General features: G+C 65.7%; 12 protein-coding genes. All 12 read right to left on the reverse strand.

The window, feature by feature from the left end; all coding sequences use genetic code 11:
• Nucleotides 1–101 precede the first annotated feature (101 nt).
• The 12 genes from DIE22_RS06570 to DIE22_RS06630 all read right to left on the reverse strand — a co-directional run bounded on the left by DIE22_RS06570 (nucleotide 102) and on the right by DIE22_RS06630 (nucleotide 16815).
• Nucleotides 102–917, reverse strand: coding sequence for an ABC transporter substrate-binding protein (locus DIE22_RS06570; protein ID WP_124497530.1), 816 nt, complete (start codon nucleotides 915–917; stop codon nucleotides 102–104).
• A 455-nt stretch (nucleotides 918–1372) separates the two neighbouring features.
• Nucleotides 1373–2677, reverse strand: a complete 1305-nt coding sequence (locus DIE22_RS06575) for an MFS family transporter (protein WP_124497529.1) — start codon at nucleotides 2675–2677, stop codon at nucleotides 1373–1375.
• 229 nt (nucleotides 2678–2906) lie between these two features.
• Nucleotides 2907–4586, reverse strand: coding sequence for a SpoVR family protein (locus DIE22_RS06580; protein WP_124497528.1), 1680 nt, complete (start codon nucleotides 4584–4586; stop codon nucleotides 2907–2909).
• A complete protein-coding gene (locus tag DIE22_RS06585; protein ID WP_124497527.1) occupies nucleotides 4583–5851 on the reverse strand; it encodes a YeaH/YhbH family protein in 1269 nt (422 codons plus the stop codon). The genes DIE22_RS06580 and DIE22_RS06585 overlap by 4 nt, the downstream gene beginning before the upstream one ends.
• 125 nt (nucleotides 5852–5976) lie before the next feature.
• Entirely contained in the window at nucleotides 5977–7899 is a 1923-nt protein-coding gene (locus DIE22_RS06590) for a PrkA family serine protein kinase (protein ID WP_124497526.1), read from the reverse strand.
• Nucleotides 7900–8408: 509 nt separating this feature from the next.
• Nucleotides 8409–10148: a methyl-accepting chemotaxis protein gene (locus DIE22_RS06600; protein ID WP_124497525.1), complete on the reverse strand. Its 1740-nt coding sequence runs from the start codon at nucleotides 10146–10148 to the stop codon at nucleotides 8409–8411.
• Nucleotides 10149–10424: 276 nt separating this feature from the next.
• Nucleotides 10425–11354 carry a ribokinase gene (rbsK, locus tag DIE22_RS06605; protein WP_124604762.1) on the reverse strand — a complete coding sequence of 310 codons (930 nt, stop codon included), beginning with the start codon at nucleotides 11352–11354 and terminating at the stop codon, nucleotides 10425–10427.
• Entirely contained in the window at nucleotides 11351–12382 is a 1032-nt protein-coding gene (locus DIE22_RS06610) for a LacI family DNA-binding transcriptional regulator (protein ID WP_124497523.1), read from the reverse strand. The genes rbsK and DIE22_RS06610 overlap by 4 nt, the downstream gene beginning before the upstream one ends.
• 35 nt (nucleotides 12383–12417) lie before the next feature.
• Nucleotides 12418–13437 carry an ABC transporter permease gene (locus tag DIE22_RS06615; protein ID WP_124497522.1) on the reverse strand — a complete coding sequence of 340 codons (1020 nt, stop codon included), beginning with the start codon at nucleotides 13435–13437 and terminating at the stop codon, nucleotides 12418–12420.
• Nucleotides 13434–15047 carry a sugar ABC transporter ATP-binding protein gene (locus DIE22_RS06620; protein WP_124497521.1) on the reverse strand — a complete coding sequence of 538 codons (1614 nt, stop codon included), beginning with the start codon at nucleotides 15045–15047 and terminating at the stop codon, nucleotides 13434–13436. Before DIE22_RS06620 ends, DIE22_RS06615 begins: the two co-directional genes overlap by 4 nt.
• Before the next feature lie 139 nt (nucleotides 15048–15186).
• Entirely contained in the window at nucleotides 15187–16137 is a 951-nt protein-coding gene (locus DIE22_RS06625) for a sugar ABC transporter substrate-binding protein (RefSeq protein WP_124497520.1), read from the reverse strand.
• Nucleotides 16138–16428: 291 nt separating this feature from the next.
• Nucleotides 16429–16815, reverse strand: a complete 387-nt coding sequence (locus DIE22_RS06630) for a DUF805 domain-containing protein (protein WP_185640563.1) — start codon at nucleotides 16813–16815, stop codon at nucleotides 16429–16431.
• Nucleotides 16816–16949 lie beyond the last annotated feature (134 nt).

Consider the following 16949-nt stretch of genomic DNA (forward strand, 5'->3'; position numbering starts at 1 on the left):
GCGGAGCGCGCGATCGAAAGAAGCGAAGAAAAATGGAAAGCGCCGCGACCGGCGCACACCGGCACGGCCGGCGGCGGATCGCGACGCATCTGGCGCGCGGCTCAGGTCTTGTCGCCGATGCGGAAGATGCGTGTGAGCGGCGTCTTCGTCGTCGGCCCGAACCACGCATCGTAGATCTGCCCCGCGCGGCCGTTCGCCTCGAACCCCTTGAGCGTGTCGTTCACGAAACCGAGCAGGCGCGTCTCGCCTTTCGGCACGCCGACGCCCATGTAGTCGTTCGAGATCGTGAACGCCGGGATCTCGTAGTTCTGCTTGTCGGGCACGTTCGCGAGCAGCCCGATCAGTTTCGGCCCGTCCTGCGTGATCGCCTGCACGTTGCCGGCTCGCAGCGCGGCGAACGCGAACGGCGTGTCGTCGTACGCGACGATCGTCGCCTTCGGGAATTTCTCGCGCAGCGTGATCTCGTTCGTCGTGCCCTTGTCCGCGCCGACGCGCAGGTTGTTCAGCTGGTCGGCCGATTTCAGCACACCCTTCTTCGCGAGGAACTGCTGGCCGGACGAGAAGTACGGGATGCTGAAGTCGACCTGCTTCGCGCGCTCGTCGGTGATCGTGAAGTTCGCGAGCACCAGGTCGACCTTGCCGGAGGTCAGGAACGGAATGCGGTTCGCGGGATTGGTCGGCTGCAGCTGCAGCTTGACGCCGAGCTTGTCGGCCAGCGCCTTCGCATAGTCGACGTCGAGACCGACGATGTGATTGCTCTTGCCGTCGACATAGCCGAACGGCGGATTGCTGTCGAAGGTTGCAACGCGCAGCACGCCGGCCTTCCTGATGTCGTCGAGCCGGTCCGCGTGCGCGACCGTGCCGGCCGTGACGAGCGCGGCCCCGACGAGCCATGTGGCGAGAGTGTGGATTTTCATGAGCACGACCTGATTTGTCATGAAGGCCGCCGCGGATCGCACGGCGGCCGGTTCGAGGAACATCGCGACGCCGTGTGTCGTCGCGAAGCCGCTAACGTATCAGCGCGCGCGGCAATTCCGAACCAACGAATGGTGCTTTGCTCAGCGGGTTTCGTGATGAGGCGTGCGGGCCGCATGCAAGGCGTGCGCGCAAAAAAACGCCCGCTGCACGCAGCGGGCGCGAATCCCAGTCAAGGAGGTGTCACACGAACTACGGGTTCAGAATAAGAGCATCGCCCGCGGCGGACAACGAAGCGATTGCGATATCGATATCGCGCGTCCCGCGATGAGCTTGCACGCGCTCCGATGCGAAGATGCCATGCATGAAAAAACGGCGCGCCGCCTGCGTGGCGGAGCGCCGTCCTGTTGCAGGTTGCCGGTCGATGCAGGCAGCCCCGGCCGGGCTGCCCCTTCCATCACGGTTCGTGACGCAGATACCCTTCCTTGCTCGGGTCGCGCATTCGCCACGACACGATCAGCGAGATCGCGCACAGCACCGTCACGTACCAGTAAAAGGTTTCCTCGCTGCCGATCGACTTGAACCACAGCGCGACGTACTCGGCCGAGCCGCCGAAGATCGCGTTCGCGACCGCATACGACAGGCCCACGCCCATCGCGCGCACTTCGGGCGGGAACATCTCGGCCTTGATGAGGCCGCTGATCGACGTGTAGAAGCTGACGATTGCCAGCGCGATCGTGATCAGCACGAACGCGGCCGTCGGGCTCGTCACCGTCTTCAGCGCGTGCATCAGCGGCACCGTGCCGATCACCGCGAACGTGCCGAACAGGATCATCGACGTGCGGCGGCCGATCTTGTCGGACAGCGCGCCGAACACCGGCTGTATCAGCATGTACACGAGCAGCGCGACGGTCATCACGTTGCTGGCCGTCTTCGCATGCATGCCGGCCGTGTTCACGAGGTACTTCTGCATGTACGTGGTGAACGTGTAGAAGATCAGCGAGCCGCCGGCCGTGAAGCCGACCACCGTGAAGAATGCGCCCTTGTGCTGCCACACGCCGCGGATCGTGCCCGCGTCCTTCTTGTCGCGCGATGCGCTCGTCGACGTCTCGTCGAGCGACTTGCGCAGGTACAGCGAGATCAGCGCGGCCGCCGCACCGCACACGAACGGAATGCGCCAGCCCCACGCCTTCAGTTCGTCATTCGACAGTGCCTGCTGCAGGATCACGAGCACGAGCAGCGCACACAGCTGGCCGCCGATCAGCGTCACGTACTGGAACGAAGCGAAGAAGCCGCGCCGCCCCTTCAGCGCGACCTCGCTCATGTAGGTTGCGCTCGTGCCGTATTCGCCGCCCACCGACAGCCCCTGGAACAGGCGCGCGACCAGCAGCAGCGCCGGCGCCAGCGCGCCGATCTGCGCATAGGTCGGCAGCACCGCGATCACGAGCGAGCCGCCGCACATCATCAGCACCGAGATCATCATCGCCGCGCGGCGGCCGTGACGGTCGGCGATGCGGCCGAACAGCCAGCCGCCGATCGGACGCATCAGGAAGCCGGCCGCGAACACGCCGGCCGTGTTCAGCAGCTGCGTCGTCGTGTTGCCACTCGGGAAGAACGCCGGCGCGAAGTACAGCGCGCAGAACGAGTAGATGTAGAAATCGAACCACTCGACGAGGTTGCCCGATGAGGCGCCGACGATGGCGAACACGCGCCGCCGGGTGTCATGCGCGGTCAGCGCAGCTTGGTCGGTCTGGACGTCCATGGGTTGGTCTGTTCCTTTTAGTGCTTGCTGGGCGAGACGGCTCGGGGCCGCCGCGTGCGGTCGCACGTGGCACCGGTTCCGGCGCACGGCGCTACGGGATTTTAGCGAAATGTAAAGTAACGGGCTTTCCGGGTTCGTCCGGATGTAGAAGAATTTTCTCTCGCCACGTGTTCGTCATATGAAAACGCCAGCCGTCAGGCTGGCGTCCGATGCAAACTCGTCACGCGAGTCAGGCACGCACCTCGGGCGGCACGTAGCGGCACTCGTAGCGCTTGCGCACGGTACCGGCCTCATCGACGCTTTCGAGATACACGTCGAACTGCCAGAGCCGCGCCATGTGCTTGAGCACCTCCTCGCTGTCGTTCGACAGATGGCGGTTGTCAGTCATGAAGTGGCGCAGCGTGAGGCTGCGGTCGCCGCGCGTGTTCACGGCCCACACCTGGATGTTCGGCTCGCGGTGATGGATGTCGTACTGCCGCGACAGCGCCTGCCTCACATACTGGTAGCCTGACTCGTCGTGGATCGCCGACACCTCGAGCGAATCGCGCATGTCGTCGTCGAGCACCGAGAACAGCCGCATCTCGCGGATCAGGTTCGGCGACAGGTACTGCGCGATGAAGCTCTCGTCCTTGAAGTTGCGCATCGCGTAGTGCATCGCCGGCAGCCACGGGGTGCCCGCGATCTCCGGAAACCACTTGTAGTCCTCTTCCGTCGGCGCTTCGCAGATCCGGCGGATGTCGCTCATCATCGAGAAGCCGAGCGCATACGGGTTGATCCCGCTGTAGTACGGTTTCGTGACGGGCGGCTGGTAGACCACGTTGCTGTGCGAATGCAGAAACTCCATCATGAAGCCGTCTTCCAGCTTGCCCTGGTTGTACAGCGTGTTCAGCAGCGTGTAGTGCCAGAACGTCGCCCAGCCTTCGTTCATCACCTGCGTCTGCCGCTGCGGATAGAAGTACTGGCCGATCTTGCGCACGATGCGGATCACTTCCCGCTCCCACGGCTCGAGCAGCGGCGCATTCTTCTCCGCGAAATACAGCAGGTTCTCCTGCGGCTCAGGCGGATAGCGGCCCTCCTGCTCCTCCATCTGCTCGGGTTTCTTGCCCGGCAGCGTGCGCCACAGCTCGTTGACCTGCGACTGCAGGTACGCCTCGCGCTCGCGCCGCAACGCGGCCTCCTTCGACAGCGACGGTTTCTGCGGCCGCTTGTAGCGGTCGACGCCGTAGTTCATCAACGCATGGCACGAATCGAGCAGTTCCTCGACGCGATCGAGGCCGTAGCGCTCCTCGCATTCGGCGACGTAGTTCTTCGCGTACACGAGATAGTCGATGATCGCGTGCGCGTCGGTCCACAGCCGGAACAGGTAGTTGCCCTTGAAGAAGGAGTTGTGCCCGTACGCCGCGTGCGCGATGACGAGCGCCTGCATCGTCATCGTGTTCTCTTCCATCAGATACGCGATGCACGGATTCGAGTTGATGACGATTTCGTACGCGAGGCCCATCTGGCCGCGGCGATAGCTCTTCTCGGTCGCGAGGAAGTGCTTGCCGAACGACCAGTGGCGATAGTTGACCGGCATCCCGACCGACGCGTACGCGTCCATCATCTGCTCGGCGCTGATCAGTTCGAGCTGGATCGGATAGACATCGAGCTCGTATTGCTCGGCGACCTGCGAGATGTGCGTGTCGTATTCCTCAAGCAGTTCGAACGTCCAGTCGGACGGGCACGGCAGCGGCTTGCGTTCGGCAACGTTCATACGCGCTTCCTTCTGCCCGGCACCGGGCAAGTCGGCGGCCGGCGCCGCCGGTTCGGTCCGGCCGCTTTGCTGCGATGCGGCAGGGCCAGCCGTGTCGTCACCGGAAGGGCGCGGCGCGTAGCCGCGCGACTCGTTGTGCAGATGGCGGGTCGTCATGACATTTCCACCTGCTTTTCGAACAATTCGCGAAATACCGGGTAAATATCGGCAGCCGATTCGACTTTCTTCATCGCGAGATGCGGTTGCGACAGCGCCAGCTGCGCATACTCAAGCCACAGGTTCTGCTCTTCCGGTGCGACCTGGATATACGCGAAATAGCGCGTCTTGGTGAGGATATCCTCTTCCAGGATTTTGCGACACTTCGGTGAATCGTCGGTCCAGTTGTCGCCGTCGGACGCCTGCGCGCCGTAGATGTTCCATTCGGTCGGCGAGTAGCGCTCGTTCATCACCTTGCGCATCAGTTCGAGCGCGCTCGACACGACGGTGCCGCCGCTTTCGGTCGAATGGAAGAAGGTGTCCTCGTCGACTTCCTCGGCGCGCGTGTGATGACGGATGAACACGACCTCGATGCGCTCGTAGTTACGCTTCAGGAACAGGTACAACAGGATGAAGAAGCGTTTCGCGAGATCCTTGCGCTGCTCGTCCATCGAGCCCGATACGTCCATCAGGCAGAACATCACGGCCTGGCTCGACGGCTGCGGCTGCTTCACGCGGTTGATGTAGCGCAGGTCGAACGGATCGATGAACGGGATTCGCCAGATGCGCCCTTTCAGGTGATGGATCTCCGCCTCGAGCGTCGCGATTTCCTCGCGGCGGTCCTCGGTGTCGGCCTTCAGCGCCTCGAGCCGGGCCTCCAGCTCGCGCAATTCGTTGACGAGCGGCGAGCCGAGCGCGATGCGCCGGCCAAGCGCGCTTCTGAGCGAGCGCACGACGTCGATGTTGTTCGGCGTGCCTTCCGCCGACCAGCCCGCGCGCACGTTCTTCCAGCTCGGCACCGTCAGCAGGTGCGTCTTCACGAGGCGCGGCAGCTCGAGATCGTCGAAGAAGTACTGCATGAATTCGTCACGGGACAGCTCGAACACGAAGTCGTCCTGCCCTTCGCCCTCGTTGCTCGCCTGGCTGCCGCCGCCGCCCGAGCCGCCCTGCGGACGCGGAATCTTGTCCCCGCGGACGTAGTCCGCGTTGCCCGGGTGCACGTATTCACGACGCCCGCCCGGCGCGTGCCGGAAATTCGGCTCCGCGATGTCCTTGCGCGGGATCGTGATGCTCTGCGTGCTCTGGATATCCTTGATGCTACGGTCGCGCACCGCATCGGATACGGCACGACGAATGTAGTTCTTGACGCGACGCAGAAAGCGTTCGCGGTTGGCGATGCTCTTGTTCTTGCCGGCCAGCCTGCGGTCGATGATTTGATGAAGCACTCCCGGTCTCCCGCTCGAAAGTCGATATGCCGGGACGCTCGCCGCACATGCCGTCTGCCGTCATGCGGGCGGCGTCTCTGAGGGCGCCCGCGCGGACGAACCGCACGGGCGCGGTACCGCGCGCGTCATGACGACTTGCGCACGCGCAGGTACCAGTCGCAAAGCAGCCTCACCTGCTTCGGCGTATAGCCCTTCGCGACCATCCGGTTCACAAAGTCCTCATGCTTGCGCTGCTCCTCCGCCGAACCCTTCGCGTTGAACGAAATGACCGGCAACAGTTCCTCGGTATTCGAGAACATCTTCTTCTCGATCACGACACGCAGTTTCTCGTAGCTCGTCCATACGGGGTTCTTGCCCGCGTTGGCCGCCCGCGCACGCAACACGAAGTTCACGATCTCGTTGCGGAAATCCTTCGGATTACTGATGCCGGCCGGCTTCTCGATCTTCTCCAGCTCCGCGTTCAGCGAGGCGCGGTCGAAGCTCTCGCCCGTGTCGTGATCGCGGAATTCCTGGTCCTGGATCCAGAAATCCGCATACGTGACGTAGCGGTCGAAGATGTTCTGCCCGTATTCGGAATACGATTCGAGGTACGCCGTCTGGATCTCCTTGCCGATGAATTCCGCGTAGCGCGACGCGAGCACGTCCTTCACGAACGACAGGTATTTCTGCTCGGTTTCCGGCGGGAACTGCTCGCGTTCGATCTGCTGCTCGAGCACGTACATCAGGTGCACGGGGTTGGCCGCGACCTCGCTCGAGTCGAAATTGAACACGCGCGACAGGATCTTGAACGCGAAGCGTGTCGACACGCCCGTCATCCCTTCGTCCACGCCCGCGTAGTCGCGATACTCCTGATACGACTTCGCCTTCGGATCGGTGTCCTTCAGGTTTTCGCCGTCATACACCTGCATCTTCGAGAACAGGCTCGAATTCTCCGGCTCGTGCAGGCGCGACAGCACCGAGAACTGCGACATCATCTTCAGCGTGCCCGGTGCGCACACGGCTTCGGCGAGCGACGAGTTGCGGATCAGCTTCTCGTAGATCTTGACCTCTTCCGACACGCGCAGGCAGTACGGCACCTTCACGACGAAGATCCGGTCGAGCAGTGCCTCGTTGTTGCGGTTGTTGCGGAATGCCTTCCACTCCGACTCGTTCGAGTGCGCGAGGATCACCCCGTCGAACGGAATCGCGCCGAATCCTTCGGTGCCCTTGAAGTTGCCTTCCTGCGTCGCGGTCAGCAGCGGGTGCAGCACCTTGATCGGCGCCTTGAACATTTCGACGAATTCGAGCAGGCCCTGGTTCGCGAGGCACAGGCCGCCCGAGTAGCTGTACGCATCGGCATCGTCCTGCGCGTACTGCTCGAGCTTGCGGATGTCGACCTTGCCGACGAGCGAGGAAATATCCTGGTTGTTCTCGTCGCCAGGCTCCGTCTTCGCGATGCCGATCTGCCGCAGGATCGACGGATAGCGGCGCACCACGCGGAACTGGCGGATATCGCCGTTGTATTCGTGCAGGCGCTTGACGGCCCACGGACTCAGGATGTTCTTCAGATAACGGCGCGGAATGCCGTATTGCTCTTCGAGGATCGGGCCGTCTTCGTCGTAGTCGAACAGCCCGAGCGGCGATTCGTTGACGGGCGAACCCTTCAGCGCATAGAACGGCACGCGCTCCATCAGTTGCTTCAGGCGCTCGGCGATCGACGACTTGCCGCCGCCCACCGGACCGAGCAGGTAGAGGATCTGCTTCTTCTCTTCGAGCCCTTGCGCGGCGTGGCGGAAGTAGGCGACCACCTGCTCGATCACTTCCTCCATGCCGTAGAACTCACGGAACGCGGGATAGACCTTGATAACCTTGTTAGCGAAGATCCGCGACAGGCGCGGCTCGTTGCGGGTATCGATTTGTTCCGGTTCCCCGATTGCAGCCAGCATGCGTTCGCCTGCCGTGGCGTACGCCGACGGATCGTTCTTGCAGAGCGCGAGGTACTCCTCCAGCGAGAACTCTTCCTCTCGCGTTTTTTCGAAGCGGTTCGCGAAGCTGCTGTAAATATCCATGCTACCTCCCTCGCCTGAGTCTGAAGACGTGCTTGCCTTCTATGACTGCGCAGAAGCAAGCGCGTTCGAATTCATCCTAAACCCTTTCTTATTTTTTTTCACGAACTCTTCGTATGAAGTTCGTCATTCTCGACAACACCGGTTGGACAACGCATTTCGACGCTTTACAATCGATCTCCCGTGTCGCAGAAACTGCATCCGCCACGTCTCGTCGAGCATCGGAACGTCTCGTGCGTTGGACACCTCCGTCGTCGTCGCTGCGCCTTCACGCTCCCCTTCATCCCTAGACGTTCGAGCCGACGTTTGCGACGACACGTCGCGCGCGCCGTTACAAATTTTTTTCGCATCGTCCGGAGATACCCGTAGCGCGCAGGGCGCACATGCAACGCGCGGCGACGCATGAACCGTCACGCGCGCTGTCACATTCCATCGGTTGCCGAAACGACGACGCCCGCAGGCCGCGGGCGTCGTGTACCACCAAATGGGGATAGATGCGCGGCGCGCGCGATTCAGAACGTCTCCCAGTCGTCGGCGCCGGCAGCCGCGGCGGCGGCCGGCTTGCGCGCCGGCACCGGCCGCTTCGGCGCTGCATCGCGCTCGTCGCGCGCAGCGGCCGGTGCGGACGGCGACACCGGCACGACAGCCGGTGCGGGAACCGCGCGCGGCGCCTGCCGTGCAGCGGCCGCGGCCACCGGCCGCCCCGCGTCGTCGTCGATCCGGAACACCGACGCCGTTTCGCGCAGGCGCGCGGCCTGTTCGTCGAGCGATTGCGCGGCGGCCGCCGCTTCCTCGACGAGCGCGGCGTTCTGCTGCGTGACCTCGTCCATCTGCGTGACCGCGCGCGCGACCTGGTCAATGCCGCTGCTCTGCTCCTCGGATGCCGCCGCGATCTCGCCCATGATGTCCGTGACGCGCTGCACCGCACCGATCACGTCGCTCATCGTGCGACCGGCTTCGTCGACCAGCGTCGAACCCGTGCGGATGCGCTCCACCGACGCGTCGATCAGCACCTTGATCTCCTTGGCCGCGCTCGACGAACGCTGCGCGAGACTGCGCACCTCGCCCGCGACGACCGCGAAGCCGCGTCCTTCCTCGCCGGCACGCGCGGCTTCGACGGCCGCATTCAGCGCCAGGATGTTGGTCTGGAACGCGATTCCCTCGATGATCGCGATGATGTCCGCGATCTTCGCAGCGCTGTCGTTGATCTCGCCCATCGTGCCGACCACCTGGCCGACCACCGTATTGCCCTTGTCTGCAATCTCCGACGCATTCGCGGCCAGCGAGCTTGCCTGCCGCGCATTGTCCGCGTTCTGTTTCACGGTACCGGTCAGCTGTTCCATGCTCGATGCGGTCTCCTGCAGCGCGGACGCCTGTTCTTCCGTGCGCGACGACAGGTCGATGTTGCCGGCGGCGATCTGCCGGGCCGCGGTCGCGATCGACTCGCTGCCGCCGCGCACGGTGCGCACCGTGTCGACGAGGCCCCGCTGCATCTTCGCGAGGCCGTCGAGGAGCTGGCCCATTTCGTCGCGCCGATGCACGACGATCGCGCGGCGCAGGTCGCCCGCGGCGATCGCGTCGAAATGCGCGAGCGCGTCAGCGAGCGGACGGCCGATCGCACGGCTGAGCGTCAGCCACGACAGCACCGCCGCGACCAGACCGGCCGCCAGCACGACGATCGTCAGCACGCGCAGCGTTTCGTACGCCGATTCCGACTGATCGAAGCTCGTCTGCGCCGCGCCGAACTGGAAATTGCGCAGCGCCTCGCTCGCAACCGCGAGATCGTTGTAAAGCACCTGGAGCTGCTTGGCGCCCTCGCCGATCCGGTCGTGGTCGCCCGTCGCGACAAGGCCGCCGAACGCGTCGCAACTGCGCTGCAGCGCCTGCCGCTTCGCGGCGACGTCCTGCGCGAGTCGGTCCTCTTCCGCGTCGCGCGGCAGCGCAAGGTACTTTTTCCACCACGAATCGGACTGCGCACGCATCGCGCGGCTACGCTCCACCGCAGCAGCCGAGTCGGGCGTCCCCGCCAGCAGCGCGGCGCGATCGAGCGCCAGGCGCTCGCGGGCCGCGTAGATCTCCGCAACGGCCACATCGGCCGCGCTCGGCATCTGGTTCGTGAAGATTTCGCGCGTCGAGTCGTTCGAGCGTGTCATCCCGTACAGGCCGAGCACGCCGATCACCCCGAGCAGTACCGCGAGAAACGCCATCGTCAAACCGATGCGCGCACGTATCGTCAGATTTCCGATCACCATCATTTTTCCTGTGTTGCGTCGTCATGGACGGGCCGGGCCCGTTTTTCGAAACACTGTTCCGTTCCGATGCATTTACGACCATCCGCAACACAACTTGATGGTATTGACGTCAATTTTCCCCGCAATCCGTCTGTTTATTACCTTTTTTTGAATAATAGGTGCGGAACATTGCGGCTTGCGCTGCAAATGACGGGGCGAATGTCGAATTCCGGCTGATCAGCGGGAGAGGGCCGGCCGCCTGCTGATGCAGGCGCCGGCCGCGATGAGCGATCCGCCCTATTCGGCCAGTTCGGCGAGGGTGGGAATCGACGGCTGCGCGCCTGCGCGCGTGACCGACAGCGCCGCCGCGCGTTGCGCGAAGCGGATCGCGGCGTCGACGTCCTCGCCGGCCGCGAGCCGCGCGGCGAAGCCGCCGATGAAGGTATCGCCGGCCGCGGTCGTGTCGACCGGCTGCACGACGGGCGCCGGATAGTGGCGCGCCGCGCCACCGGCCGTCAGCGCAAGCACGCCGCGCGCGCCGAGCGTGATCAGCACGTTGCGCGCGCCGGCCGCCCGCAGCGCATGTGCCGCGGCTTCCGCCTCGGCCGGATCACGCACCGGCAGCCCGGTCAACGCGGCCGCCTCGACTTCGTTCGGGATCAGGTAATCGACGAGCGGCAGCCAGCCGTCCGGCAGCGGCGCGACGGCCGGCGCCGGATTGAGCACCACGGTGCGGCCGAGCCGCCGGCCGGCCGACAGCACAGCGAACACGGCGTCCGGCGGCGTCTCGAGCTGGCAGATCAGCACGTCGGCCTCGGCCAGCGCGGCCTCGTGCTGCGCCACCGTATCGGTCGTGACTTCGCCGTTGCCACCCGCGACGATCACGATCGTGTTCTGGCTCGCGTCGTCGACGACGATCAGCGCGACACCGGTCGACGCCGACGTGCTCGTCGCGAGCCGCGTGCAATCGATGCCTTCGGCCTCGAGGCCGGCCCGCAGCGCGGTGCCGTGCGCATCCGCGCCGACGCAGCCGATCATCGTGACCTGCGCGCCGAGCCGCGCGGCCGCGACGGCCTGGTTGCCGCCCTTGCCGCCCGCCGCCTGCGCGTAGGCATGGCCGGCGAGCGTTTCGCCCGGCTGCGGCAGCCGCGGCGCCCGCACGACGAGATCCATGTTGAGACTGCCGACCACCGTCACGCGGCCGGCGCCCGCTGCACGCGCCGTCATGGGCGGCCGCCGGGCACTGCCGGCTCGCGGTAGACCGCCGTCGATTCGCGCAGCACGAGGCGCGGCGACACGACGCGACGACGGCTCGGCGCGGCCGTCGAGCCACCGCCGATCCGCTCGATCAGCGTCTGCGCGGCCATTTCGCCGAGCGCGCGCACCGACTGGCCGACCGTCGACAGCGCCGGATACGTGTAGCGGGAAAATTCGATGTCGTCGAAACCGATGATCGAGCAGTCGTCCGGCACGCGCATCCCGCGCTCGGCCGCCGCGCGCAGCGCGCCGACGCCCATCAGGTCGTTGCCCGCGAAGATCGCGCTCGGATGCACCGACTCGAACAGCCGCGACGCCGCGTGATAGCCGCCGAGGCACGAGAAATCGCTTTCCGCGATCGCGCCCGGCACGATGTCGACGCCGCGCTCGGCCATCGCGCGGATGAAGCCGTGCACGCGCATCGCGCTGACGGCCGTGTCGGTCGGCCCGGTGATGCAGCCGATCTTCGCGTGCCCGAGTTCGAGCAGGTGACGCGTCGCCAGGTACGCGCCGCGTTCGTGATCGATCTGCACGAGGTCGGCCGCGAGCCCCTCGATGTTACGGTCGACGACGACGAGCGGCGCATGCGCGTCCGCGAGCGTCTGCGCGAGCACTGCGTCCTCGCCGGCCGACGCGACGATCAGCCCGTCGATGCGCTTTTCCTGCAGCACGCGCAGGTAGTTGCGCTGCTTGACGGGATCGTCGTCCGAATTGCAGAAGAACACGCAATAGCCGTTGGCCGCGCACTGGTCCTCGATACCGCGCGCAAGCTCCGCGAAGTACGGATTCGTGCTGTTCGGCACGACGAGGCCGATGGTCGCCGTCGAGCGCGCCTTCAGCGAGCGCGCCACCGCCGACGGCACGTAGTTCAGCTCGCGGATTGCGCCCTCGACCTTCGCACGCACATCCGCGGACACCGGCCGCGAATTGTTCACCACGTGCGAGACGGTCGTAAACGACACGCCCGCCATGGCCGCCACATCCTTGATCGTCGCCATTTCCCGTTTCTCTCTGGTCTGCTTTCTGTGTAGTTTTACCGGGCGCGCGCGCGCCGGCTGCGATACGTGTCGAGCACGACCGCCACCACGATCACCGCCCCGGTGATGATCCGCTTGGTCGGCTCGTTCGCGCCGATTTGCGCCAGCCCCGCGGCCAGCACGGAGATGATCAACACGCCGAAGAACGTGCTGATCACCGAGCCGCGCCCGCCCATCAGGCTCGTGCCGCCGATCACGACGGCTGCGATCACCTGCAGCTCGAGGCCCGCGCCCGCGTTCGGGTCGGCGGCCTCGAGCCGCGAAATCTGGAACAGCGACGCGAGCCCCGCGAGCGCGCCCATCAACGCGAATACGAGGATTTTATACGGCCGCGGGTTAACCCCGGCAAGCCGGACGGCCTCCTCGTTCGTGCCGATCCCGACGAGATAGCGCCCGAACACGGTACGCGTGAGCACGAACTGTGCCGCGATCATCACCGCGACCGCGATCAGGAACGCCGGCGAGATGCCGAGCGCGATCGGGTTCGACAGGAAATCGAATGCGTCGCCGATGTAGGCCGTGCGCGAATTCGTCAGCTGGTATGCGACGCCGCGCGCGGCCTCGAGCACGCCGAGCGACACGATGAACGACGGAATCCGCCAGCCGACCGTGATCGCGCCCGTCAGCGAGCCGGTCACGGTCGCGACCGCGATCCCGATCAGCGCGGCCGGCAGCGGCCCCCATTGCCATTTCAGCGCGGCCACGCTGACCATCGACGCAGCCAGCGCGAGCACCGAGCCGACCGACAGGTCGATGCCGGCGATGATCAGCACGAAGGTCATCCCGACCGACATCACGACGAGATCGGGGATCTGGTTCGCGATCGTACTGAACGTATCGTAGGTCAGGAAATGCGAACTCAGCACCGAAAACAACGCGATCATCGCGGCGAGCGCGCCGGCGAGCCCGAGATAGTTCGACAGGCCGAGCCGCGTGCCGGACAGCGTGCGCGCGCGGCGCCCCGTCACGTCCTGCTGCGCGCCTGCGTCGGTCGGGGATACGGGAGGCTGGGTCATTGCTGTCGTCCTGTCGTCGAAGTGCCGGAAGCCGCGCGCGGCGCGCTTTCCGCATCCGGATGCCGCGTGCCTTCCGGCAGCGCTTCGCGGCCGAAGCCGGCGAACGCCGCAGCCAGCAGCGCATCCTGGGTCCAGTTGCCGCGTTCGAACACGGCGGTCATGCGGCCGGCCGACATCACGCCGATCCGGTCGCAGATCAGCATCAGCTCGCGCAGGTCGCTCGAGACGACCACCAGCGCGCGGCCCTCGCGCGCGAGCGCGCCCATCAGCGTGTAGATCTCGAACTTGGCGCCGACGTCGATCCCGCGGGTCGGCTCGTCAAACAGCAGCACGTCCATGTCGCGCGCGAGCCAGCGGCCGATCACGACCTTCTGCTGGTTGCCGCCCGACAATTCGCCGACCGGCTGCGCGGCGCCGTGCGTGCGGATCCGCAACGCGTCGATCTGCTGCTCGGCGAGCGCCGTCTCGCGCGTCATGTCGACGATGCCGCCGCGCGCGAGCCGGTCGAGCTGGCCGAGCGACACGTTCGACGTGACCGACTGCGACAGCAGCAGACCTTCGCCCTTGCGGTCCTCGGTGATCAGCGCGATGCCGTGCTTGACAGCGTCGACCGGCGACCCGATACGCGCCGGCTTCAGCGGATCGCCGACCGCGATCATCCCGGCATCCGGCGTATCCGCGCCGTAGATCAGCCGCAGCAATTCGGTGCGCCCCGCGCCGATCAGCCCCGAGATGCCGAAGATTTCGCCCGAGCGCACTTCGAGCGACACGTCCTGCACGGCCGTGCCGCGCGTCATGCCCGACACGACGAGTCGCGGCGCGCCGATCCGGCGCGTGCCGAGATCGATGTGCTCGCCGAGCTCGCGGCCGACCATCAGCGTGACGAGCCCGTCGGACGTCGTCGCGGCCATGTCGCCGACGTGCACGAGCCGGCCGTCGCGCAGCACCGCGACGCGCTCGGCGACGCGCGCGAGCTCCTCGAGCCGGTGCGAAATGTAGACGATCGCCACGCCGCGCGCCTTCAGCCGGTCGATCTGCGCGAACAGCAGCTCGACCTCGCGTGCGGTCAGCATCGCGGTCGGCTCGTCGAGAATCAGCACGCGGCAGTCGCCGATCAGGTTGCGCGCGATCTCGACCATCTGCTGGTGGCCGATGCCGAGTGCGCCGACCGGCGTATCGGGGTCGACCGCGTCGAGCCCGACCTGCGCCATCGCCGCACGCGCGTCGTCACGCAGCCGCGCGCGGTCGATGATGCCGAAGCGTCGCGGCAGACGGTTCAGAAACAGGTTTTCGGCGACCGTCAGCGTCGGCAGCAGGTTCAGCTCCTGCATCACCATGCGCACGCCGAGCGCCTCGGCCTGCGTGCGGCTCGCCGGCGCATAGGCCTCGCCGCCGAGCTGCATCGTGCCGGTCGTCGGGTCGACGAGCCCACCGATGATTTTCGACAGCGTGCTCTTTCCTGCGCCGTTCTCGCCCGTCAGCGCGAGCGCTTCACCCGGCGCGAGCGTCAGCGTGACGTCGGCGAGCACGGGTTCGGCGTAGGTCTTGCCCACGCCGGAGACCGACAGCACGGGAACGGCTGAACGGGAGGGTTGGAAGGTCGGTTCCATCGCGATCCTGGTTGCGGCCGCGCGCACGCGGCGCGCGGGTATGACGCTCACAAGTGCATGCAGTGGCCGTGATCGCGCTCACTCCGTATAACGGCCGCCTGCCCGGATTCTTGAGGGCGGCGGCCGTGGCGGGGCGGCGTTACTTCGTCACGAGATCCACCGGCGTCTCGACCACGCCGGTCATGTCGGCCTGCTTGCGATGCTCGGCGATCGCCTTGAGCGCCGTGTCGATGCCGAACACGGCCTGCTTCGCCGCGTACTGGTCGGCGGTCGCGAGCACGCGGCCGTCCTTCAGCATCGGCTTGATCGCGTTGATGTTGTCGTAGCCGACCACGAACACCTTGCCCTGCTTGCCCGCCGCCCGCACGGCCGACACGGCGCCGATCGCCATGTTGTCGTTGCCGCACAGCAGCGCCCGCAGGTTCGGGTATTCGTTGAGCATCGCGGCCGCGACCGCATTGCCCTTGTCGATCTCCCATTCGCCCGACTGCACCGACACGACCTTCATCCCGCCCGCCTTCATCGCATCCTGGAAGCCGGCCGTGCGCTGCTGCGCGTTGGTCGTCGTCGACACGCCTTCGAGGATGCCGACCTGATCGCCCGCCTTCAGCCGCTTCGCGAGGTAGTCGCCGATCTTGCGCGCGCCCTTGCGGTTGTCCGGGCCGACGAACGGCACGTTCAGGTTCTTCGACTTCAGCACGTCCGGATCGAGCCGGTTGTCGATGTTCACGACGATGACGCCCGCGTCGACCGCCTTCTTCACGACCGGCACGAGCGCCTTCGAATCGGCCGGCGCGATCACGATCGCATCGACCTTCGATACGATCATCTGCTCGACGATGCGGATCTGGTTCGCGGTGTCGGTCTCGTCCTTGATGCCGTTCGTGATCAGGTCGAACTGGCCGGCGTTGTGCTTCTGGTATTCCTTCGCGCCGTTTTCCATCGTCAGGAAGAACTCGTTGGCGAGCGACTTCATCACGAGCGCGACCTTCGGCTTGGCCGTGGATTGCGCATGGACGGCCGGCGCGGCGGCGACCGCGACGGCGGCAAGCGCGGCGGTCAGGAAGCGACGGCGAAAGAGGACATTCATACACATCTCCTGGCGACTGGCCCGACGGGCCGGACTGTTGTTTTAATGTGAGCAAACGTTTGCGCCACACTACCCGGGCATTGGCCATCAATGCTGCTTGTCGGTACCACGGAATGGAAGCGAGGCAGACGGCCGACTGCCTGGCGCGTGCTGTCGTCGACGCGCCACCGCCGGCGGGACGCCGGCGGAGTGGAGGCTATGCTGTACCGTTTCGGTTCGACGCGCAACCCGTCTGATCAATATTTAAGGGTTTATTCGGAGCACACGGCCGCGCGTGCCGATTGCCGCGCGTTACACCGGGTTGCGCGGCGCCGCTTCGTCGCGATCGTCCGACGGCGGCTCGCCGAAGCGATTCGCGTGCGGCGTGCCGGCGATGAAGCCGTTCATCACGAACAGCACGATCGCACCGACGACCGGCACGACGATCAGCAGCATCCACCACCCCGATTTGTCGATGTCGTGCAGCCGCTTCACGCCGACCGCGATCGACGACCACACCGACACGACCGCAATCGCGAACAGCACGAGCATCACCAGCAGCGGCAGATCCTCGTGCGACGAGCCGCGCGACCCCGCATCGAAGATCGCGCTGAGCGCGCCGTAGGCCACCGCGTAGATCCACCACGGCAAACGTCCGATCCGGCCTTCGAAGGAAAAGAGAAACCATTTCAGGTTCATTGATCGCCTCTTGGTCATGCGTGACGCAGGATTCGCGGTGCGACGCAGCGCCGACGCGGTTCGCCGACCGGCGTTTCCGCGAATTAGATCATATCTTCATGAGAATGACCCGTTCGACATGGTCGCAACGAGGC

The sequence above is a fragment of the Burkholderia sp. Bp9142 genome (genome assembly GCF_003853415.1).
Lineage (GTDB): Bacteria > Pseudomonadota > Gammaproteobacteria > Burkholderiales > Burkholderiaceae > Burkholderia.

Coding starts and splice junctions, on each gene's coding strand:
- DIE22_RS06570 (WP_124497530.1), bottom strand. CDS start 917: ATGAAAATCCACACTCTCGCCACATGGCTCGTCGGGGCCGCGCTCGTC.
- DIE22_RS06575 (WP_124497529.1), bottom strand. CDS start 2,677: ATGGACGTCCAGACCGACCAAGCTGCGCTGACCGCGCATGACACCCGG.
- DIE22_RS06580 (WP_124497528.1), bottom strand. CDS start 4,586: ATGACGACCCGCCATCTGCACAACGAGTCGCGCGGCTACGCGCCGCGC.
- DIE22_RS06590 (WP_124497526.1), bottom strand. CDS start 7,899: ATGGATATTTACAGCAGCTTCGCGAACCGCTTCGAAAAAACGCGAGAG.
- DIE22_RS06600 (WP_124497525.1), bottom strand. CDS start 10,148: ATGGTGATCGGAAATCTGACGATACGTGCGCGCATCGGTTTGACGATG.
- rbsK (WP_124604762.1), bottom strand. CDS start 11,354: ATGACGGCGCGTGCAGCGGGCGCCGGCCGCGTGACGGTGGTCGGCAGT.
- DIE22_RS06610 (WP_124497523.1), bottom strand. CDS start 12,382: ATGGCGACGATCAAGGATGTGGCGGCCATGGCGGGCGTGTCGTTTACG.
- DIE22_RS06615 (WP_124497522.1), bottom strand. CDS start 13,437: ATGACCCAGCCTCCCGTATCCCCGACCGACGCAGGCGCGCAGCAGGAC.
- DIE22_RS06620 (WP_124497521.1), bottom strand. CDS start 15,047: ATGGAACCGACCTTCCAACCCTCCCGTTCAGCCGTTCCCGTGCTGTCG.
- DIE22_RS06625 (WP_124497520.1), bottom strand. CDS start 16,137: ATGAATGTCCTCTTTCGCCGTCGCTTCCTGACCGCCGCGCTTGCCGCC.
- DIE22_RS06630 (WP_185640563.1), bottom strand. CDS start 16,815: ATGAACCTGAAATGGTTTCTCTTTTCCTTCGAAGGCCGGATCGGACGT.